The organism is Brevibacillus sp. SYP-B805, assembly GCF_011059135.1.
Taxonomy (GTDB): Bacteria; Bacillota; Bacilli; order Brevibacillales; family Brevibacillaceae; genus Brevibacillus_F.
Genome location: NZ_JAALGD010000008.1, coordinates 138,977 through 160,030, shown reverse-complemented (window position 1 = coordinate 160,030; position 21,054 = coordinate 138,977). Strand labels below are relative to the sequence as shown.

At 55.4% G+C, this 21,054-nt stretch carries 18 protein-coding genes; 16 read left to right on the top strand and 2 right to left on the bottom strand.

Features of this window, described 5'->3' with window-relative positions; genetic code table 11:
• Positions 1-4: 4 nt before the first annotated feature.
• The 10 genes from G3578_RS11870 (at position 5) to G3578_RS11825 (ending at position 9,947) form a co-directional block, all read left to right on the top strand.
• Positions 5-592: a DUF624 domain-containing protein gene (locus G3578_RS11870; RefSeq protein WP_165212886.1), complete on the top strand. Its 588-nt coding sequence runs from the start codon at positions 5-7 to the stop codon at positions 590-592.
• 5 nt (positions 593-597) lie between these two features.
• Complete coding sequence (rbsK, locus tag G3578_RS11865) at positions 598-1,521, top strand: ribokinase (RefSeq protein WP_165212884.1); 924 nt, start codon at positions 598-600, stop codon at positions 1,519-1,521.
• A gap of 139 nt (positions 1,522-1,660) precedes the next feature.
• Complete coding sequence (locus G3578_RS11860) at positions 1,661-2,179, top strand: coiled-coil domain-containing protein (protein WP_165212882.1); 519 nt, start codon at positions 1,661-1,663, stop codon at positions 2,177-2,179.
• Complete coding sequence (locus G3578_RS11855; protein ID WP_165212880.1) at positions 2,169-3,239, top strand: phosphodiester glycosidase family protein; 1,071 nt, start codon at positions 2,169-2,171, stop codon at positions 3,237-3,239. Before G3578_RS11860 ends, G3578_RS11855 begins: the two co-directional genes overlap by 11 nt.
• Positions 3,240-3,528: 289 nt before the next feature.
• Positions 3,529-4,263 (top strand): cell shape determination protein CcmA, encoded by a 735-nt coding sequence (locus tag G3578_RS11850; protein WP_165212879.1) that lies wholly within the window; start codon positions 3,529-3,531, stop codon positions 4,261-4,263.
• A 15-nt stretch (positions 4,264-4,278) separates the two neighbouring features.
• Positions 4,279-5,820 carry an MDR family MFS transporter gene (locus G3578_RS11845; RefSeq protein WP_165212878.1) on the top strand — a complete coding sequence of 514 codons (1,542 nt, stop codon included), beginning with the start codon at positions 4,279-4,281 and terminating at the stop codon, positions 5,818-5,820.
• Between the two features lie 209 nt (positions 5,821-6,029).
• Complete coding sequence (locus G3578_RS11840; RefSeq protein WP_165212877.1) at positions 6,030-7,037, top strand: ABC transporter substrate-binding protein; 1,008 nt, start codon at positions 6,030-6,032, stop codon at positions 7,035-7,037.
• 146 nt (positions 7,038-7,183) lie between these two features.
• Entirely contained in the window at positions 7,184-8,209 is a 1,026-nt protein-coding gene (locus tag G3578_RS11835; protein WP_165212876.1) for an ABC transporter substrate-binding protein, read from the top strand.
• Between the two features lie 21 nt (positions 8,210-8,230).
• Positions 8,231-9,160, top strand: a complete 930-nt coding sequence (locus G3578_RS11830) for an ABC transporter permease (protein WP_165212875.1) — start codon at positions 8,231-8,233, stop codon at positions 9,158-9,160.
• Complete coding sequence (locus tag G3578_RS11825; RefSeq protein WP_165212874.1) at positions 9,153-9,947, top strand: ABC transporter ATP-binding protein; 795 nt, start codon at positions 9,153-9,155, stop codon at positions 9,945-9,947. Before G3578_RS11830 ends, G3578_RS11825 begins: the two co-directional genes overlap by 8 nt.
• A 154-nt stretch (positions 9,948-10,101) precedes the next feature.
• Here the strand turns inward: G3578_RS11825 and G3578_RS11820 are convergent, their stop codons facing one another.
• Complete coding sequence (locus G3578_RS11820) at positions 10,102-10,719, bottom strand: DUF3298 and DUF4163 domain-containing protein (protein WP_165212873.1); 618 nt, start codon at positions 10,717-10,719, stop codon at positions 10,102-10,104.
• Positions 10,720-10,851: 132 nt separating this feature from the next.
• Between G3578_RS11820 and G3578_RS11815 the strand changes: the two genes are divergently transcribed.
• The 5 genes from G3578_RS11815 (at position 10,852) to G3578_RS11795 (ending at position 18,415) form a co-directional block, all read left to right on the top strand.
• Positions 10,852-13,140, top strand: coding sequence for a DEAD/DEAH box helicase (locus G3578_RS11815; RefSeq protein ID WP_165212978.1), 2,289 nt, complete (start codon positions 10,852-10,854; stop codon positions 13,138-13,140).
• Entirely contained in the window at positions 13,130-14,437 is a 1,308-nt protein-coding gene (locus G3578_RS11810) for a ribonuclease H-like domain-containing protein (protein ID WP_165212872.1), read from the top strand. The genes G3578_RS11815 and G3578_RS11810 overlap by 11 nt, the downstream gene beginning before the upstream one ends.
• A gap of 225 nt (positions 14,438-14,662) precedes the next feature.
• Positions 14,663-15,763 (top strand): glycosyltransferase, encoded by a 1,101-nt coding sequence (locus G3578_RS11805; RefSeq protein ID WP_165212870.1) that lies wholly within the window; start codon positions 14,663-14,665, stop codon positions 15,761-15,763.
• A 30-nt stretch (positions 15,764-15,793) separates the two neighbouring features.
• Positions 15,794-16,636 carry an FkbM family methyltransferase gene (locus G3578_RS11800; RefSeq protein WP_165212868.1) on the top strand — a complete coding sequence of 281 codons (843 nt, stop codon included), beginning with the start codon at positions 15,794-15,796 and terminating at the stop codon, positions 16,634-16,636.
• Positions 16,637-16,792: 156 nt separating this feature from the next.
• Positions 16,793-18,415 (top strand): ABC-F family ATP-binding cassette domain-containing protein, encoded by a 1,623-nt coding sequence (locus G3578_RS11795; protein ID WP_165212866.1) that lies wholly within the window; start codon positions 16,793-16,795, stop codon positions 18,413-18,415.
• 55 nt (positions 18,416-18,470) lie between these two features.
• Here G3578_RS11795 and G3578_RS11790 read toward each other — a convergent pair whose 3' ends face one another.
• A complete protein-coding gene (locus G3578_RS11790) occupies positions 18,471-18,971 on the bottom strand; it encodes a GNAT family N-acetyltransferase (RefSeq protein WP_206529645.1) in 501 nt (166 codons plus the stop codon).
• Between the two features lie 167 nt (positions 18,972-19,138).
• Between G3578_RS11790 and G3578_RS11785 the strand changes: the two genes are divergently transcribed.
• Positions 19,139-21,040, top strand: a complete 1,902-nt coding sequence (locus G3578_RS11785) for an ABC-F family ATP-binding cassette domain-containing protein (RefSeq protein ID WP_165212864.1) — start codon at positions 19,139-19,141, stop codon at positions 21,038-21,040.
• Positions 21,041-21,054: the final 14 nt, after the last annotated feature.

The following is a 21,054-nucleotide window of genomic DNA, read 5'->3' as shown; positions in this document are numbered from 1 at the left end:
ACTGGTGACGAAAAACATCGTGGAATGGCTCATTACTGCGGCGGAGTGGGCGTACCGGCTGATCCTGCTTAACCTGCTGTGGATCGCCGCCTCACTCCCGATCGTCACGGCGTTTGCGGCCACCGCAGCTGTCTTTGCGGTCATTCGGCAGTGGCTGCGCAGAAAGGATCCCGGTCCGGTGATGCGGCCGTTTTGGGGATTTTTGCGGGAAAATGTTGCCGCGAGCACGCTTGGCGGTTTCGCTCTCCTATGCGCCGGAACTATCATCGCGCTGCTGTATCAGGCGATGGTGCAGGTCTTTTCGTGGACGGCACTTGTCTGTCTCCTGCCTGCCTACCTGATCGTCATCACCGGCCTGTATCTCTTTCCCGCCATGGTTCACTTTGAACTAACGCCCTTTGGGACGCTGCGGACAGCACTCCTGCTCGGGATCACGCATCCGCTGCGCACCTTGTTTCTGCTCGTTGTGCTGGGGAGTTTCCTCGTGGTCCTGCTGCTGTTGCCGGGATTGATTCCCTTTTTGTCGATCAGCGGCGGTGCGCTGTTGACGCTGCTGATCATCTATCCGATTTTGAAAAAACAGGGAGAGTGAGAGATGTGAGCAAACAAGCAAAGATCGCGGTCGTCGGCAGCATCAACATGGATCTCGTCGTCACCGCCAGCCAGCTCCCTGTAGCCGGTGAAACGATTCTCGGGGAGCAATTCCAAACGATTCCCGGCGGCAAGGGCGCCAATCAGGCAGTCGCGGCTGCCCGTCTGGGAGCCAGGGTGGCGATGGTGGGCGCGGTGGGGGACGATATGTTCGGCAGGCGCATGCGGGATCAGCTGCAGCAGGAAGGGGTGGAGATCACCCATGTGAAGGTGGTGCCCGGACAGGCGACCGGCGTTGCGATGATCCAGGTCAGCCAGGCGGGTGAAAATACCATCGTGGTCGTACCCGGGGCCAATCATGCCCTCCGTCCGGACGATATTGAGGAGGCGGAACAGGCCATCGCCGAAGCCGACGTGATGCTGGTACAGCTTGAGATCCCGCTGGCAACCGTGGCAAAAGCGGTGGAAATCGCCGAGCGCAGCGGCACGATGATTATCCTCAACCCTGCGCCCGCACAGCCATTGCCGGACACCCTCCTGGCGAAAACGGACCTGTTGACCCCCAACGAGACGGAACTGGCTGTCCTCACCACCGGGAAAGCCACCGCGTACGGCGACATGATGACGCTTGTCGCAGCATTGAAGGAACGGTTGGGCAAGGGCAACCTGCTGGTTACACGAGGTGAGAAGGGGGTCTATTACGAAATTGACGGCCAACGCGGGGAACAGCCGGCGTATGCGGTAAAGGCGGTTGATACGACGGCGGCAGGGGATTCGTTCAATGCCGGGCTGGCCACCCGCATCGCGGAAGGGGCGTCCTGGAAAGAAGCGATCGATTTCGCTTCACGGGTGGCGGCGCTGACGGTAACCCGCTTTGGCGCGCAGAGCTCCCTCCCCACCCGCAAGGAAGTAGACGCGTTCACCGGCTAACAACAACCTTACATGGCCTTCGTTTTATGAGCATCGGCGGATGCTCTTTTTTTCGCGCCATGGAAAGAAAGAGAGCCGCGAAGATTGTTTTATGGTATAATAAAGCCTCGATAATTGTCGCATGAAAGGAGGACAAGCGATGAGCAAGGATTTGTATGCTGCTTCATCGTCACAATCGGCCTCACTCGGGGTTCGGGGAATGGAAAAAGAGCAGCGCAAACGGAAAAGAAGCGGCTTTTTTTCCGGACTGCTGCACTCTGCAGCACCTGCCCGAACGGACGGAAAAACCAGCCCATTGTCCGTCTTTCTTGTGGTGATTTTGTGGGGAGGACTTGTTTACGGCGGATACGTATACACCAACCACACGCTCGAAAAACAGCAGCAGCAGATGGAGCAGCGCCTGGCAGAGGTACAAGCCTCCAATGCACAGCAGATCAAGGAGCTGGAAGCACAGCTCGCCACGCTGCATGATGAGATGAATGGGGTGCGGGAGGGCCTGTCCGCCGTCAAGGAAGAACTGCAGTTGACCGGCGAATCCATCGGCGGCACCAACAAAACCAAGCAGGCTTTGCAGGATCGGATCGATCAGCTGAACAAGCAGCTGGTGGAATTGAAGGCATCCTTGAAAAAGCTGGAGGATGCGGCGCGTGCTTGGTAAGGTGAATCGTTTTTTTGCATTCCTGCTGGCGCCTGCGCTTGGTTTTCTCGTTGCCTTTGCGCAAGCAGCTCCGGCGGACAAGCTGCCTGCGCAAGCCTTGATGGTGCCGGTCGCATCCACTGCGGAGAAGGCGGAGGCCCTGCAGCAAAAGCTGGATGAAACCAAAGAGATGCTGCGAGACGCGGACGATGCGATCCAGGAAATCCAGAGCCATGTGAACAAAGAGAAGAAAGAGTACGAAGAGCAGCATCAGAAAATCAACCAACTCCTGTCGGCAAGCAAGTCCCAGACGAAACTGTCGGCGGACGTGCTGGATACGATCCTGAGCAACATGTTGGGCGATCCGGTAGGCCAGACGTTCGGCCCTCATTCGACCGTGAAGGTATATTCGCTGGAGGAAGCGGGATACCGCGGCTATATGGCAAAAGTGCGCCTGAAAGATCCGAGCGCCTTGAAAATGGTTCTGGCCAACGACACCATCAGGAGCAAAGGCGAGACCACCAGCCATGCCGGGAAGCGGACCGGAGCCGTGCTCGCCATCAATGCGGGCGGGTTTATGAAAAGCGCCAACGGCATGCTCTCGCCGATCGGGATTACCGTGGTTGACGGCAAGATTCGCACTTATTCCTCCGACCCCCGGATCAGCTTCGTCGGGTTTAACAAAAACGGCCGGCTGGTAGGCGGGAAAATCACCTCCAGGGAGCAGATTGCCCGCATGGGAATCCTGCAGGGGGCAAGCTTCCTGCCGACGCTGCTGCAGAATGGCAAACGCATGCCGATTCCGAAAGACTGGGCCAACGCCAGACAGCCGCGCACCCTGATCGGCCACTTCGACAACGGCGACCTGCTGCTTATCGTCATCGATGGCCGCAGGAAAGGATGGAGCAATGGGGTAACGCTGGAAGAAGCCCAGCGCAAACTGCAGGAATTTCATGTCGTCGATGCCTACAATCTGGATGGAGGCGGATCGAGCGCCTTTTACTACAAAGGAAGAATCCTGAACAAGCCATCCGACGGGAAAGAACGGCCTGTTATCAGCAATATTGTCATCCTGCCATGAAAATACGAGCAAATGTCAACCTCACCGCAGCATGCGGTGGGGTTTTTTGTTCGATCCGCAACTGAGCAACAAGGTCTGCGCGGGAACGGCGAGGAGGGGCCAAGGATGCCAATCTTCTCCCTTTACAACGTAACAATGTTATGTTACATTAAATCCTGCGAGGAATGATATGCATGCATCATTATTATGCTAATTCGGAAGAAGTGATCGCGCACAAGCGATTCTTCACGCTATGGAACGAAACACTGTTGCGATGAGATGATGAGAAGCCGGAAAGGAGCGGGTTGCGTTGCATGCGGAGCTGAAGTTGAAGCAGAATCTGACCATTCAAGGAAATCTCCACATCTCCGGAGGAATCTATCACAGCGTCAAAGTGCTGGGGGATGGTTTCGTGAAAGGGGATCTGGAATGTAACAACCTGGGCTGTTTGGGAACGCTTGCGGTCGAGGGCGGTCTGAACGCACACAACGCCCGGATCATCGGGGTTACCACGGTAGCGGGCAGCCTGAAGGCAAACCAAATAAGGATTCAGGGACAAATGGAAGTGCGGGAACATGCCTCTTGTCAAATGAGCCGGATTCTCGGTGCTCTCGACGTCCGGGGAAACCTTTCCGGAGAAGAGATCCGGGTGAAAGGGTATCTCGCCACACACGGGGATTGCGCTGCCGAGCGTTTTTATTCTAGCGGGGCATTTCACATCGGCGGGCTGCTGAATGCCGGGATCATGCATATCCGGCTCCACGGTGCCAGCGAAGCAAAGGAGATCGGCGGCGGACAGATCAAAGTCAAACGTCCCGCCATCCACTTCCTGCATCGAATCTTCACGTCCGTCCTACCGCATCTCCAGGCAGAGTCGATTGAAGGAGACGATGTCTTTTTGGAAAATACCAGGGCCAAGGTGGTTCGCGGAAAGCGGGTAATCATCGGGGCAGGCTGTGAAATTGATCTCGTGGAGTATCAAACAGAGTATACACAATCCAAACGCTCCGTGGTGAAGGAAAGCAGAAAAATGAACGGGGAATAGAGGGGGGCAGGTTAGATGGAGAATCGCCAACGCATCGGTTTCGTCGTCGCGGGTCTCTTGCTCGGCATTTTTATCGCCGCCATCGACAATACCATCGTCTCGACGGCGATGGGCACGATTGTTGCGGAATTGGGCGGCCTGGACAAATTCGTCTGGGTCACCTCGGCCTATCTGGTGACGGAGATGGCGGGCATGCCGATTTTCGGGAAGCTGTCCGATATGTACGGGCGCAAGCGCTTCTTCGTCTTCGGTCTGCTGCTCTTTCTGATCGGCTCCGTCTTGTGCGGGATGGCCCAAAACATCGTCCAGCTCAGCCTTTTCCGGGCCATCCAGGGCATCGGCGGCGGGGCCTTGATGCCGATCGCTTTTGCCATCGTGTTTGACATATATTCTCCGGAACAGCGGGGCAAGATGTCGGGGATGTTCGGCGCTGTGTTCGGGTTGTCCAGCGTGATCGGGCCGCTGCTCGGAGCCTACATCACCGATACGCTCGATTGGCGCTGGAACTTTTACATCAACCTGCCGCTGGGCATTCTGGCCCTGGTGTTCGTCGCGTATTTCTATCACGAATCCCATGAACATTCCCAACAGAAAATCGATTGGTGGGGGGCATTTACCCTTGTGATCGCCGTCGTCAGCCTGATGTTCGCCCTGGAGCTGGGCGGCAGGCAGTATGCGTGGGATTCCGCCGTGATCCTTGGTCTCTTTGCCGTCTTTGCCGTCATGTTGGCGGTCTTTCTCCTGATTGAAAGAAAGGCTGCGGAGCCGATCATCTCTTACCGGATGTTCGCCAACCGCCTGTTTGCCACCAGCAGCGCGGCGGCCTTCCTGTACGGCGGAACGTTTATCATCGCCACTGTCTATATCCCGATTTTCATGCAGGGGGTGATGGGAGGAACGGCCACCAACTCCGGCCTGGTCCTGTTGCCCATGATGCTGGGGGTGACGGCAGCCGCCCAGATCGGCGGCTTCCTGTCGGTTAAGATCGGCTATCGCAAAGTGATGGTCGCCTCCACCCTCGTCTTCATCCTGAGCCTGTGCCTGCTCGCCACCCTGACACCCCAGACCGGGCGCTTCACCGTGATCCTCTACATGATCATCTGCGGGCTTGGCATCGGTTCCTCGTTCTCGGTGCTGAACATGGCCGCCATCCATCATTTTGAGTACGGGCAGCGCGGTTCCGCATCATCCACCAACTCGTTCCTGCGCGCGGTGGGGATGACGGTGGGCATCACCATCTTCGGCATCCTCCAGCGCAACGATTTCCTGCAGCGGTTGACGGATGCCCTGGGGGGGTCGGCAGGTCTGCCAAGCGGCGTATCCCTGCAGGATCCCCGCGCGATCCTCGCCCCGGAAACCCGTGCGCTCATTCCGGAACCGATTCTCAGGCCGATCATCGACGCGCTGTCCGGTTCCATCGCGCAAACGTTCCGCTGGGCAATTCTGCCCGCCTGCCTGATCCTGGTGATCGTTTCCATGATGGGAAGGGAAAAGGCGGCGGGCTTCGCTGCCCAGGCGTCGGAGGGCAAAAGGGAGAAGCCGCTGCAGGAAGCGTGACAGCGCATCCTGGGGCTCAGCTGCGGGGAGTACCGTGGCTGAGCGTTTTTTCTCTATGGCTTCGGCAGGCTCCCGTTTCGCGCGCGGCGCTCGTATGTTGGTGGCACGGGTGTGATTTTTTTGACAATTTCAAAAAAATTCCGTTCGAAAAAATTGTGTTATAATGGCGAAGAGTTGAGTAGAGCCAAAGATTAGAGGAGGAAGTAGAGATGAGAAAAGCGCTCAGTATGATCGTCACATTGTCGGTGTTTGCCATGCTAGCAGGGTGTGGAGGCAATGCTCCCAGCCAGTCGGCACCGGCAGCAGCCCCCGGCCAGGAGGCCAAAACCGTGAAGTTGGGATTGACCCAGTTTGTGGAACATCCGGCTTTGGATTCGGTACGCAAAGGCATCCTGGATGCCCTTGCCGAAAAAGGGTATCAAGAGGGGAAAAATCTGCAGGTTGATTATCAGAATGCGCACGGAGACATGAACAACACGGTCTCCATCGCCCAGAAATTTGCAGGCGACAAAGATGACATGGTGATCGCCATTGCCACACCGTCTGCCCAGGCAGTCGCCAAAACGATCGCCGATGTCCCGGTCGTCTTCAGCACCGTAACGGATCCCATCTCCGCCCAGCTTGTCTCGTCCCTGGAAAAACCGGACAAAAACATTACCGGCACGTCGGACAAGCTGTCGATGGAACAGCAGCTGACCCTGATCAAAAAGTTCCTGCCCAATCTGAAAAAACTGGGCGTTCTCTATACGACTTCCGAAGTGAATGCCGAGGTGCAGGTGAAGGAGATGGAGACCGCTGCCGCCGCACAGGGGGTGGAAGTGGTGAAGTCGGGCATTACGAACCTGTCTGAAGTGCAGCTCGGTGCGGAAGCCTTGGTGGGCAAGGCGGAAGCGATCTTCATCCCCATTGACAATACGGTGGTGTCCGCCTTTGAAGGCGTCCTAGGCGCAGCGGAGAAAGCCAAGATTCCGGTATTCGCGTCGGATATCGATACCGTGAAGCGGGGCGCGGTTGCCACCTACGGCATCGATTATTACAAGATGGGGCGTCAGACGGGAGAGATGGCGGCCCGCATCCTGGACGGCCAGAAGATCGCGGATAATCCGGTCGAGGTCTCCAAGGAAACAGACCTGTATATCAACGAGAAGGCGGCCGCAGCCTTTGGTTTATCCGTCAGCGACGAGCTGAAACAAAGTGCCAAGGAGATCTTCAAATAATCGAGACGTTTCTGCCGGAAAGAGAGTGGGAAATCTCACTTTCTTTCTTTATTTCCATCTTTAAAAGATTACCCATCAAGTATCTTTTAAAAAGTTTGGAATCGTGGTAAGATGAAAAAAATTTTTAATCAAGGGGAGAAAAAGTCATGAAAAAACGTGCTGGATGGTCAGCTATTTTATTTGCTTTACCGCTTTTATTCGTCACAGCGTGTGGGCAGCAAAGTGCTCCAGCAACTACATCGGGAGGCTCCGCGCAAGCGCCTGCGGCAGAGAAGCCCAAAAAAATCGGGATTATGCAAATTGTCGAGCATCCGGCGCTGGATGCGGCGCGTGACGGATTTATCGCGCAAATGGCGAAAAATGGCTTTGAAGAAGGCAAACAAGTGGTTTATGATAAACAATCGGCACAGGGCAGCATGGATACGGCCATCTCCATCGCCCAGAAGTTTCAGGGCGATCAGGTGGACTTGATTCTGGCGATTGCCACGCCGACGGCACAAGCGGCCGCCCAAACAAGCCGCGACATTCCAATTCTCTTTACCGCCGTTACCGATCCGGTGGAAGCGGGCCTCGTCAAGAGCATGGATAAACCGGAAGGCAATGTGACGGGGACGACCGACATGAACCCGGTGGAGGATCAGCTGGCGCTGCTGAAAGACCTGAAGCCGGATGCGAAAACGGTCGGCATCATTTACAATTCCGGTGAGGTCAACTCCAAAGTGCAGGTAAAGATGGCCCAAGACGCCTCCGCCAAACTGGGTTACACGATTCAGGAAGCGGCCATTACCAGCCCGACGGAAGTGAAGCAGGCCGCTGAATCGATGGTGGGGAAAGTGGATGCCATCTATGTGCCGACCGACAATATGGTGGTTTCCTCGCTTGCCGCCATTCTGACGGTGGCCGAAGCCCAAAAGATTCCGGTGATCGCCGGGGAAGAAAACACGGTCAAGAGCGGCGCCATCGCCACGTACGGGATCGACTACCGCAAGCTGGGAGAACAGACGGCTGACATGGCGGTCAAAATCCTGAAAGGGGAAGCCAAACCCGCCGACATGCCGGTGGAAAAACAGGCAAACATGAAGCTGATCATCAACAAAAAAGCAGCCGAAAAAATGGGGGTTACCGTGCCGCAGCAACTGCTCGATCGCGCAGATGAAGTGGTAGACAAATAGAAGAGCAGCTAGGAGGATGAAATGGGCATTGCGTTCAACGGAGCCATCGAACAGGGTTTGCTGTTCGCCATTATGGCTTTAGGCGTTTATCTTACCTTTCGCATCTTGAATTTTCCCGATTTGACCGTTGATGGCAGCTTTGCGCTCGGCGGCGCGCTGGCAGCCAAGCTGATCATTGACGGGACGAATCCGGTGCTGGCGACGTTTCTTGCCCTGCTGGCGGGAGCGGTCGCCGGCGTCTTTACCGGCATTCTCAGCACCAAAGGTCGGATCAACGGCCTGCTGGCCGGAATCTTGACGATGATTGCCCTGTACTCGATCAACCTCCGCATCATGGGGCAGGCGAACCTGCCGCTCTTGCGGGAAGATACGCTGTACTCGCTTGTCAAGGATCTGCATGTGCCGGATCTGGCCATAGGCGGCATCACGATTCTCTCCGGGGTGGCGCTGGTGTTTCTGGCGCTCGTGCTTCTTGTCATGGCGGCGATTGTCTGGTTCCTGCATACGGACATCGGTCTCGATCTGCGGGCAACCGGTGACAATCCGACCATGATTCGCAGCTTTGGCGCCAACACCGACACCACGACGATCATCGGCCTTGGTCTCTCCAATGCCCTTGTGGCCGCATCCGGCGCCTGGGTGGCCCAGTATCAGGGGTTTGCCGATGTCAGCATGGGGATCGGGATGATCGTCATCGGGCTGGCTTCCGTGATCGTCGGCGAAGTCTTGTTCGGCAGCTCGACGATTTTGCGGGCGACCATCGCGGTGATTCTCGGTTCGGTCGTCTACCGGCTGGTCATCATGCTGGCGCTCCGGGCTGGTCTGGAACCGTCCGACATGAAGCTGATTACCGCGGTTATCGTCATTATCGCCTTGACGCTGCCCAATGTGCTGAAAGGCGTATGGAAGAAAACCAATTCTGCCGCAAAAGGGGGAGAACGCCATGCTTAAAATCTCCCAGGTTCGCAAGGTGTTCAACGCCGGTACGGTAAATGAAAAGGTGGCGCTGCAGCAGATCGACCTGCATCTGGCTCCCGGCGATTTTGCGACGGTGATCGGCAGCAACGGGGCCGGCAAATCCACGCTGATGAACGTGATATCCGGCGGCATCATCCCCGATCAGGGAAGCGTCGTGATCGACGGGAAAGACGTGACGAAACTGGGTGAGCATCAGCGCGCCTCCCTGATCGGCCGCGTGTTCCAGGACCCGACTGCCGGGACGGCGCCGCACATGACCATTGAGGAAAACCTGGCGATCGCCTACGCGCGCGGTCAGCGCCGCACGTTTTCCCTGGGCGTGAACCGGCGGAAGCGGGAGATCTTCCGCGAACAACTGCGGTTATTGGATCAGGGCTTGGAAGACCGGCTGAAAACGAAGGTCGGGTTTCTCTCGGGGGGGCAGCGGCAAGCGCTCAGCCTGCTGATGGCCACCTTCACCAGACCGAAAATCCTGCTTCTGGATGAACACACTGCGGCGCTTGATCCGAAGCGGGCACAGCTGATCGTCGAACTGACCCGCAAAATTGTGGAGCAGCACCAACTGACCACCCTGATGGTGACGCACAACATGGAACAGGCGTTGACCATGGGGAACCGGCTGCTGATGCTGCATGAAGGCAGAATCATCCTGGATATTCCGCAGGAGAAGAAACAGCAGATGACGACGCAGGATCTGCTGCGGGCCTTTGAAGAGGCGCGCGGGGAAGCTTTTGCGGAAGATCGCTTTATCCTTGCCTAAAATTAGCCGCTGAAAGAAAGCAGCCTTGCTTCCTGGGAAGCAGGCTGCTTTTTTTTGGTATATCGGAATGTTTAAGTCTTTTAAAACGATAAAGCAAAGATGGAAAGGCTGGCCCCCGCCGACACCGGCGTTCGCTTAAGTCGGCGGGGTTTTCTCAGGCGATGTCAGCGGACAAGATACTGAGCGGGCTTTGGTCGGGCGTAATCGACTGCACGCTGTAAACCGAGATGGGAAACATCGGGAAACCGTAGTAGTAAGGGGTGATTTCGTAGAGTTGGAAGAAGATGACCAGCGCCTTGTCGGCCAGATAGTAATCCTGATTGGGTGAAATGGTGGTAAACGGCTGCAGGGTTTGGATGTCTCGTTCCCTGATCTGAAGCCTGATCTGATCGGAGAGGACGGTCACATAGTCGGAACCCGGCGTGAACAATTCGCTGAGTGCATACTGCCTGCCGGTATTGACGTCAAACGTGAGGGCTTTGGCGAGGGTCATCCCGTGGGCGCTCGGTACGGAAATGGCGTAATTGGTCAGGATGAGGCTCAGGATGCCCCGCTCGTTGGTTTTGATCTCATAGTGACCGATCATCTGGAAGTTTGCGGAGGTCAGGTATTTGCCCTGCTCTTTGATCAAGGCATTTACCTGATTCACGATGGTCCGGTTGATCGCCTGCTCCGCAGCAGGATTGGGGCCGCTGATTTGCGGATAGTAGATGGTTACGCCGGTTCGAGCGATCTCTCGCGTACGGATGCCAACGGGGAATTGAAACGGCATGGGTCACACAGTCCTTTCGCGGGCGTTCTCATCCCCAGCCTATTCAGCCGGATGGAAAGTGCCATTCTGTTGTTTTGGCATTTACAGAGCGAACGTTCATTCGTACAATAGGGGGAGAAGTAGGTGATCTGCATGTTCAGGAAACGGGACATATCTGAAATCCTGGAACAACTGCGCCATGACGAGCGCTTCAGCCGCAATATCGTTCACTGGGAAACGATTCCCGCCAGAGAAGCACGGACGGTTCCGTTTCCCCCAGATCTGGACGAACGCATTCAAGCGATGCTGCGGAAGCGAGGCATCACGTCCCTCTATATCCACCAGGAGACATCCTACCGGCATGTGAGAGAAGGGAAGCATATCGTTGCCGTTACCCCGACGGCATCGGGGAAAAGCATGTGCTACCATCTGCCGGTCATCCAGGCGCTGACGGAAGACCCGCAGGCCCGCGCCCTGTATCTGTTTCCGACCAAGGCGCTGGCGCAGGATCAGAAGAGTGAGCTGCTCGAATGGGCGGCGGAGATGGGGCTGCCGATCAAGTCGGAAACCTATGACGGCGATACCCCGGCCAATATCCGCCAGATGATCCGGAAAGCCGGAAACATCATCATCACCAATCCGGATATGCTGCATTCCGGCATCCTGCCGCATCATACGAAATGGGTCTCCTTTTTCGAGCATTTGAAATATGTCGTCATCGACGAGTTACATACCTACCGCGGCGTTTTTGGCAGCCATGTCGCCAATGTGATCCGCCGCTTGAAACGAATCTGCGCGTTTTATGGAAGCAAGCCGCAGTTTATCTGTACCTCTGCCACCATCGCCAATCCGCGCGAGCTGGCCGAACAATTGACGGAAGAGCCCGTGACGCTGGTTGACAACAACGGCGCCCCATCCGGCGTGAAACATTTTCTCTTCTACAATCCGCCCGTCGTCAACCGGCAGTTGAACATCCGCCGCAGCGCGACGCTGGAAGCCAGGGATCTGTCGGAGCAATTCCTCGGCAACGGCATCCAAACCATCTTGTTTGCCCGAAGCCGTGTCCGCGTGGAGATCCTGCTGACCTATCTGCAGGAGCTGGTCAAACGGAAGCTGGGGCCCAAGACGATTCAGGGCTACCGCGGCGGCTATCTGCCCAGCCAGCGGCGGGCGATCGAACAGGGCCTGCGCCGGGGGGACATCCTGGGGGTTGTCAGCACGAATGCGCTCGAGCTGGGCGTCGATATCGGCCAGCTGCAGGCCTGCATCATCACCGGCTATCCCGGTTCCGTCGCGAGCACCTGGCAGCAGGCCGGACGGGCGGGAAGGCGGCAGGGAGAGTCCGTGGTGATTCTGGTGGGCAGCTCCACGCCGCTTGACCAGTATGTGATCCAGCATCCGGAATACTTCCTGAACCGCAGTCCGGAAGCGGCCCGCATCAATCCGGACAATCTGATCATTCTGGTTGATCACATCAAGTGTGCCGCCTATGAACTGCCCTTTGCGGAAGGTGACCGTTTCGGCCGGGCGGAGATCGCGGAGATTTTGGAATTTTTGACAGAGGAACAGATCCTCCATCATTCGCGGGGGAAATGGTTCTGGATGAACGAGTCGTTCCCGGCCCACAACATCAGCCTGCGCTCCGCCTCCCAGGAAAATGTGGTGATCGTGGACATCACCGTGCGGGGCGCGGAGAAAGTGATCGGGGAAATGGACCGCTTCAGCGCGCTTACCCTGCTGCATGAAGAGGCGATCTACCTGCATCAGGGAACCCAGTACCAGGTGGAGAAGCTGGATTACGAGGAGAAAAAGGCGTACGTGCGGGAGGTGCAGGTGGATTACTATACGGATGCCCAGCTGGCAGTTCAATTGAAAGTGCTGGAAGAAGACGAGTCGAGAACACATTGGCAGACGACATACGGGTTCGGCGAAGTGGCTGTCAATGCGATGGCGACCATTTTCAAGAAAATCAAGTTTGAAACCCATGAAAACATCGGCTCCGGACCGATTCACCTGCCGGAAGAAGAGCTGCATACCCATGCGGCATGGATCAGCTTTTCCGAGTCGGTCTTCGGGGAGATCGGCCGCGAAGAAGCGGAGCGGGGGCTTGTCGGCCTGGCCCATGTCCTGCGGCACGTCGCCCCGTTGTTTGTCATGTGCGATCCACAGGATTTGCACGTGGTTCCGCAGCGCAAGGCCTTGCATTCCGGCCTGCCGTCCATTTTCTTCTATGACCGTTATCCGGGCGGCGTCGGGTTGAGCGAACAGGTGTACAAGGAGATGGAAACCATCCTGCTGGAGGCCGAGAAGCTGATCGCTTCCTGTCCATGTGATGCCGGCTGCCCGTCCTGCGTAGGGGCTGCCGAAGAGGGCGGCGTGGAGAAAAGCAAGGCGCTGGCTCTGGTGCGTGTAGCCCAGGGAGGTACGCCATATGTCTCTTAAATCGAAGCTGCAGCGGATGAAGGGGCATATGGGCAAAGAGAGCGTCCGCGCCAGCGCTCAAGAGACGGATGTCCCGTATCTCGGGCGTTGGCAGGCGATGCACGCGACACCCCATTGGATGGATCAAGCGTATGTCATCATCCGGGAGCAGCGGTATCCGATCACCGTTCGGCACGGCAGATACGCGTTCCGGGAGTTGTTGGACGTCATCCATGCCTGGAATGATAGCGGATTGATCCATCCGCTGTCGGCGAAGGGCAGGAAAGCGGAGCATCTGCTGTTTTTCGATACGGAGACGACAGGCCTTCACGGCGGAGCGGGGAACACGATTTTTCTGTTGGGATACAGCCGTTTTGAGGAAGACTGCGTGGTGGTCCGGCAGCACTTTTTGCCTGCCCCGCACGCGGAAGTGCTCCTGTATCAGTCATTTCTGGCGGATATCCGGCCATCAACCGATCTGGTGACCTTCAACGGCAAAGCGTTCGATTGGCCGCAGGTCAAGACCCGACACACGCTGCTGCGCGATGAGGTTCCGCAGCTTCCGACCCTTGGGCATTACGATCTGCTGCACGCAGCGCGGCGGCTGTGGAAGGATGAGCTTCCCTCCTGCCGCCTGTCCATCATTGAGCGGGAGAAACTGGGCGTCTCGCGCACCGGGGATGTTCCCGGGCATCTGGCACCCGTCCTGTATTTTGACTATCTGCAGACGAAAGACCCCGACATCATCCGCGGCGTGATGGAACATCATGAGATGGATGTGCTTTCGCTCATTTCCCTCTACATTCATCTGGCGTATCTGGTGCTATCCCACCCGGTCGCTGACCCTTCCGGCGACGAACTTTTTGAAATTGCGCGCTGGTATGAAGCCTTGGGGGCGGATGAAGAGGCGAGCCGGCGCTACCAATGGCTGATCGCGCATGGACACAGACGCAGGGCGGAGGCGATGAACGCCTTGTGCCGCTTGTACAAACGGCAGGGGAACTGGCTGCTGGCCCTGCAGTTATGGGAAGCATACATGCGGGAATTTTCCCATATCCCTGAAGAAGTGTATGTGGAGGCCGCCAAAATTTGCGAGCATCATTGCAAAGATTATGAAAAGGCGCTGTACTATACGCAGCAGGCATTCGAGCTGTGGAAAAGAAAAGGCAGGGTGCTGCGGTGGCATTCGAAGCGCGAGCAGCAGCAGTACGTGAAACGGATCGAGCGGTTGGAAAGAAAGGTGAACAGGAAAGAACAGGAGCAAATCGACATGTTTGGGTACGGAGAAGAAGCGGGCGGATCGGGTATCGTTGATTAGCTGAAACCTTGTGTCATCAAAATGATGCAAGGTTTTTTTATTTGCAAGGGAATGGGTGGCGTTGATCGATCCGCAGTGGCGGACGCCCCAAATGCTCGCATGAGATCACCATGGAAAGGGACAACGCATACGCTAACAACGCGGAAATCACAGACGTATGAGTGGCAATGTGTTGAACAAGTGCACACCGCATGCTGTTCCATATGAATAGAAAGGAAGGATGAGATGATTACCATCAGCCTTTGCATGATCGTGAAGAATGAGGAAGAAGTGCTGGCACGCTGCCTGGACACCGTGAAAGATCTCGTGGATGAGATCAATATCGTGGATACCGGCTCTACAGACCGCACAGTGGAAATCGCCAAACAATACACGGACCGTGTCTTCTTTTTCCCGTGGACCGGCAATTTTGCTGAAGCCAGGAACAAGTCATTTGAATATGCAACAAAGGAATACATTCTCTATCTGGATGCGGACGATGTGCTCCTGGAGGAAGACCAGATCAAGCTGCAACAGTTAAAAAAAACCCTTGATCCATCCGTGGACTCCGTCTCGATGTATTATAACGCGGGGACGGACGAGTTCGGGAATGTGACCCTGCGCTACAGGCGAAACCGTTTGGTGAAACGGGAGAAAAACTTCAGATGGTACGGAGATGTCCATCAATATTTGAGCGTGAGCGGAAAAATCATCAATGCGGATATCGCTGTCACCCATAAAAAAATTCGCCATTCCGTCGGGAGAGCGCTGGGGATATACGCCAACAAGATCGCCAGAGGGGATAAGTTCACTCCAAGAGACTTTTTCTATTATGGCAATGAATTGCGTGAAAACGGCAAGTACGAACAGGCGATCGAAAGCTACCAAAACAATCTGGCCATGCAGGAAGGCTGGGTAGAGGACAAAATCTACGCCTGCATCTATATGGCCGATTGCTATCGGTTTTTGGGCGACTTCGCCAACGAACTCACGGCCTTGTTCAAATCATTCGAGTACGGAGAGCCAAAAGCGGAAGCGGCCTGCCGCATCGGGTACCATTTCCAGCGCAAACGGGAATACAAAAAAGCGGTTTTCTGGTATGAGCTCGCCCTGACGCGGAAACCTGATCCCGATCAATGGAGTTTCAGCTATCCGGCATACTATACCTGGTATCCGCACCTGCAGCTTTGTGTCTGCTATTACCATCTGGGTGATTTTCAAAAATCCTACGAACATAACGAGGAAGCGAGAAAATACCGGCCGGAAGATCATAACGTGCTGCATAACAAACAATTGCTGGAATCCAAATTGGGAATCGAGCAAACAGAGACAGCCAATCTGTCTTGATCCTCCAAAAAATTGAATCAGAAGGAGGCAGTGATCAAATTGTCTGCCACGCCGGAGCACATGCAGAAAGTAACCATTGCGGGGTCGAGCAACGTTTTGTATGTCAATCCAACCGATAAGCGGGGCCAATGGGTCATCAAGTCGAATGGGGTGACGCATCACAAAGTGACCAGCATCTGGAGAAAAATCGTCGAGGTATGGAAGCCGACCATTATCCTTGACGTCGGGGTGAATTACGGGGAAGTGATCTATTCCACGGTGTATCATCCGGATGCCAAAATCATCGGGATCGAAGCCAATCAGTTGCTGTTTCCCTATCTCTGCAGAGCGTTGGAAGAACACCCGAACAAAAGTCAAATCACCCTGGTCCACGCGCTAGCAGGCGAAAAAGAGGGCGAAGAGATTACCTTTTACGTCGACCATGCCTGGTCCGGAACATCCTCGGCAGTTCCCATGATGAAACATAAGATGGTTGAAGTGACGAAAGTAAAGAGCATCACGGTCGATTCCCTGTTTGCAGATCAATCGCTGGCAGAGGAACGCCTGCTTTTTAAATTGGACGTGGAAGGATTCGAAGCATATGTATTGAAAGGCATGGCAAGAATACGCGAACAGTGTCCGAATCTGATTGGTTATATCGAATTCAACGACGAATGGTTGACAAAAGCCGGCACTGATGTGGATCAGTTTTTGGTTTTTTTAAGCGACCATTTTCATGTATATTTGCACCAATCCAATACCATCCTGCTGCGCTTTCAAGATTTGCGGCTGGAGAACCTAAAACCGTTCTTTACAAGCTATACCGATCTCCTGTTGACTTCCAAGGCGGAATTGGCGGAACAGGTGGGCTTGCCTGTCAGAACCATCAGTTGAGAAGGAAACCCCAGCGCGATCGGGCAGCGCCAGGACCGATGTCCCTCTCAAGGGCATCGGCCTTCTTTTTGGCCACAACGGTCGGTCAATGTGATATAATACTGTTTCGTGTTCTACTGCGAAAATCAGATCGGATAAAGGCAGGTATCAGCGATTATGATCAGCACGTCGGGTGTTTCCCTGCGCTATGGCAAACGAGCGCTGTTTGAAGATGTCACGATCAAATTTACCCCGGGCAACTGCTACGGCCTGATCGGGGCCAACGGAGCGGGAAAATCCACTTTTCTCAAGATTTTGTCGGGTGAAATCGAGCCGACGAGCGGCCATGTGCATATCACGCCCGGCTGCCGTCTGGCTGTATTAAAGCAGAACCACTTCGAATTTGACGAGCATGAGGTGCTGAAGACCGTCATCATGGGCCACAAGCGCCTCTATGAGATCATGGAAGAGAAAAACGCGTTGTACGCGAAGCCCGATTTTTCGGAAGCGGACGGCATCAGGGCATCCGAGCTGGAGAGCGAGTTCGAACAGCTGAACGGGTGGCAGGCAGAACCGGACGCCGCCAGCCTGCTGATCGGATTGGGCATCCCCACCGATCTGCACGAGAAGAAAATGAAGGAGCTGGAAGGCAATCAGAAGGTGCGTGTCCTGCTGGCCCAAGCCTTGTTCGGCAATCCAGACATCCTGCTGCTGGACGAACCGACCAACCATCTGGATATCGAGTCGATCCGCTGGCTGGAGAATTTCCTGATGGATTATGAAAATACCGTGATCGTCGTTTCCCATGACCGCCACTTCCTGAACAAGGTCTGCACGCACATCGCGGACATCGATTACGGCAAGATTCAAATCTATGTGGGCAACTACGATTTCTGGTATGAGTCCAGCCAGCTGGCACTGCAGATGATGAAAGACCAGAACAAGAAAAAGGAAGAAAAAATCAAGGAATTGGAGCGCTTCATCGCCCGCTTCAGCGCTAATGCCTCCAAGTCGCGGCAGGCGACCAGCCGGAAAAAATTGCTGGAAAAAATCACGCTGGACGACATCAAACCGTCCAACCGCAAGTATCCGTTTGTACAGTTCAAGCCGGAACGGGATCTGGGGAAAAACGTCCTGACGGTGGAGGGCTTGACCAAAACCATCGACGGGGAGAAGGTGCTGGACAATGTCAGCTTCACGGTAAAAGGGGGAGACAAAATCGCCTTTGTCGGACCGAACGAACTGGCAAAGACCACCCTCTTCCAGATCATTGCCGGCGAATTGGAGCCGGACAGCGGGACGTACGAGTGGGGGGTCACCACCATCCGTTCCTATTTCCCCAAAGACAACTCGTCCTACTTTCATGTAGAACTCAGCCTGGTAGACTGGCTGCGCCAATATTCCAAGGAACAGGACGAGACTTTCATCCGCGGCTTTCTGGGCAGGATGCTGTTCTCCGGGGATGAAGCGCTCAAGAAAGCAAGCGTCTTGTCCGGCGGCGAAAAGGTGCGCTGCATGCTGGCCCGCATGATGTTAAGCGGCGCCAATGTCCTGATTCTGGACGAACCGACCAACCATCTGGACCTGGAATCGATCACGTCGCTAAACAATGGGTTGATCGACACCCAAGCCTGTGTCCTGTTCACCTCGCACGACCACCAGTTCGTTCAAACCGTCGCCAACCGCATTATCGAGATCACGCCGAACGGGTTGATCGACAAAGAGATCACCTACGATGAATATCTGGAAAGCGCCGAACTGCAGGCCCTCAGGCAGAAGCTTTACGCCGGAGAGGCTTGAGGAAGCATATGGCCCGTCAGTCTCATAACCGAGCTGAACGGGCCTTTTCCTCTTTTTATTCGGTGATTGTGTATTGATAGAACGAAACATCCTGGTATTGACCGAATTTGTAGCCAACCTCCCGAAAAACGCCGACAAACGTGAAGCCCAGGCGTTCGTGCAGCCTCACGCTCGCCTCGTTTCCCCCGGTGATCCCCGCGACGATCACGTGATAGCCAAGTTCTTTGGCCCGATGCAGCAGTGCCTCCATGAGCAGCCTGCCGACGCCTTTGCCCTGATGAGCGTGATGAATGTAGACGGAGGATTCTCCCGTCTGATTGTAGGCAGATTTTTCCCGAAAGCGGCTCAGGGAGGCATAGCCGATCACGGCGTCATTTTCCACGGCGACGATCAGGGGATGCGTCTTGTCGAATTTTTGAAACCAGCGCTTCCGCTGCTCCAATGTTTGCTCCTCCAGATCAAAGGTCGCCGGAGAGGTGCGGACGACATGGTTGTAGATTTCCAATAGCTTGGGTAGATCCGACTCCTCGGCGTCTCGGATGACGATGGAAGACAATGTGATCACCACCTGTGCTTTTGTATTGATTATATGTCAGATTTTCTGACATGAAAAGTAGTGATGATTCATGATGGCACGTTCCTTCTTTTCTCTTGCTTTTTTCACCTTCATCCCTAATCCTAAAGGGTGGATAGCGTGAAGAGGCATGAAGAAGGGATGAAAGCATGTCGGTACTTTCTGTCGTCAATCTTGTCAAAACATACGGGGAAAAAGTGCTGTTTGACCATATCTCCTTTACCATCTCCGACAAACAGCGCATCGGTCTGATCGGGGTGAACGGTACGGGAAAATCCACCCTGTTAAAGGTGATCGCGGGGCTGGAGCCGGTCGAAGCCGGAGAGATCATCCATGCCAAACAATTCCGGATCGAATACCTGCCCCAGCACCCGGAACTGCAAGAGGACTTGACGGTCTTGGAACAGGTGTACTTCGGCGATTCCCCGCTGATGCAGGCCATGCGGAACTATGAGCTGGCCCTGCATGAGCTGGAAGCTGATCCGGCGAATCCGGAGAAGCAGAAAAAACTGCTTGCCATGCAGCAAAAGGTCGAGGAACGGAACGCCTGGGAAGCGGTTTCTGCCGCCAAGGCGATCTTGAACCGCCTTGGCATCACGAACTACGCCCAGCCCGTCAAAGAGCTTTCCGGCGGTCAAAAAAAGCGGGTGGCTATCGCGAAAGCGTTCATTCAGGAGGCCGACCTGCTCATCCTGGATGAGCCGACCAACCATCTGGATCATGACATCATCGAGTGGCTGGAGAGTTATTTGTCGCAGTACAACAAGGCGCTGTTGCTGGTAACCCATGACCGCTATTTTCTAAACCGCGTGACCAACCGCATTCTGGAATTGGACCACGGCAAAATCTACAGCTACGACGGCAATTATGAAACATACCTGGAAAAGAAGGCGGAACGCGAAGAGCAGGCTCTCGCCGATGAACAAAAGCGGCAAAATCTGCTGCGGCGGGAACTGGCCTGGCTGCGGCGCGGGGCGAAAGCCAGAACGACCAAACAAAAAGCCCGGATCCAGCGGGTGGAAGAGCTGCGCGGCCAACAGATCGCCATCCCCGCTGAAAAACTGGATATCGCCCTTGGCGCAACCCGGCTCGGCAGGAAAGTGCTGGAGCTGAAAGAGGTGACCAAACGCCTGGGGGACAAAAAATTGATTGACCGCTTCAGCTATCTGGTGGTTCCCCGGGAACGGTTGGGCATCGTCGGGCCGAACGGGAGCGGGAAATCGACGCTCCTCAACCTGTTCGCCCGGCGGCTTGAACCGGACGCAGGCACCGTTGAGACGGGGGAAACCGTCAACATCGGGTATTATACCCAGGATCATGCCGAGATGGACATGAACCAGCGCGTGATCGACTACATCCAGGAAGCGGCGGAAGTGGTCAAGACGGCCCAGGGAGACCTCATCACCGCCGAGCAGATGCTGGAGAGGTTCTTGTTTAATCGTTACATGCAGCGGACGTATATCCACCGGTTGTCCGGCGGTGAACGACGCCGCCTCTATCTCTTGCGCGTGTTGATGGGCGCGCCCAATGTTCTTCTCCTGGATGAACCGACCAATGATCTGGATACCCAAACCCTGCGCATTCTGGAAGATTATCTGGAACAGTTTCCCGGTGCGGTGATTGCGGTCTCCCATGATCGCTATTTCCTGGATCGTGTGGCGGATCGCCTGCTGGCGTTTGAAGGAGGCGGGGCGATCCGGGTATTCGAGGGCAGTTACTCCGACTATCTGGAGCAGCGCCGCATGGAGAAGCAGTTATCGGCAAGCAGCCGGCCGGAGCGGGATGAGCTGGAAAAACAGCCGCCCAAAAAAGAGCGGCGCAAAAAGCTCTCCTATCATGAACAGCGCGAATGGGAACAGATCGAAGACCGAATCGCCGCGCTGGAGGAGCGTCATGCGGAACTGCAGCAGCAGATCGCGCAGGCCGGGAGCGACTATGAACGCATCCGGACTTTGTATGAAGAACAGCAGCAGGTAAAAAAGGAATTGGATCAAGCGATTGAACGTTGGGCGGAGCTGTCGCTGTTGATGGAAGAAGGGAACAAAGGATAAGGCAAAAAGGCCCA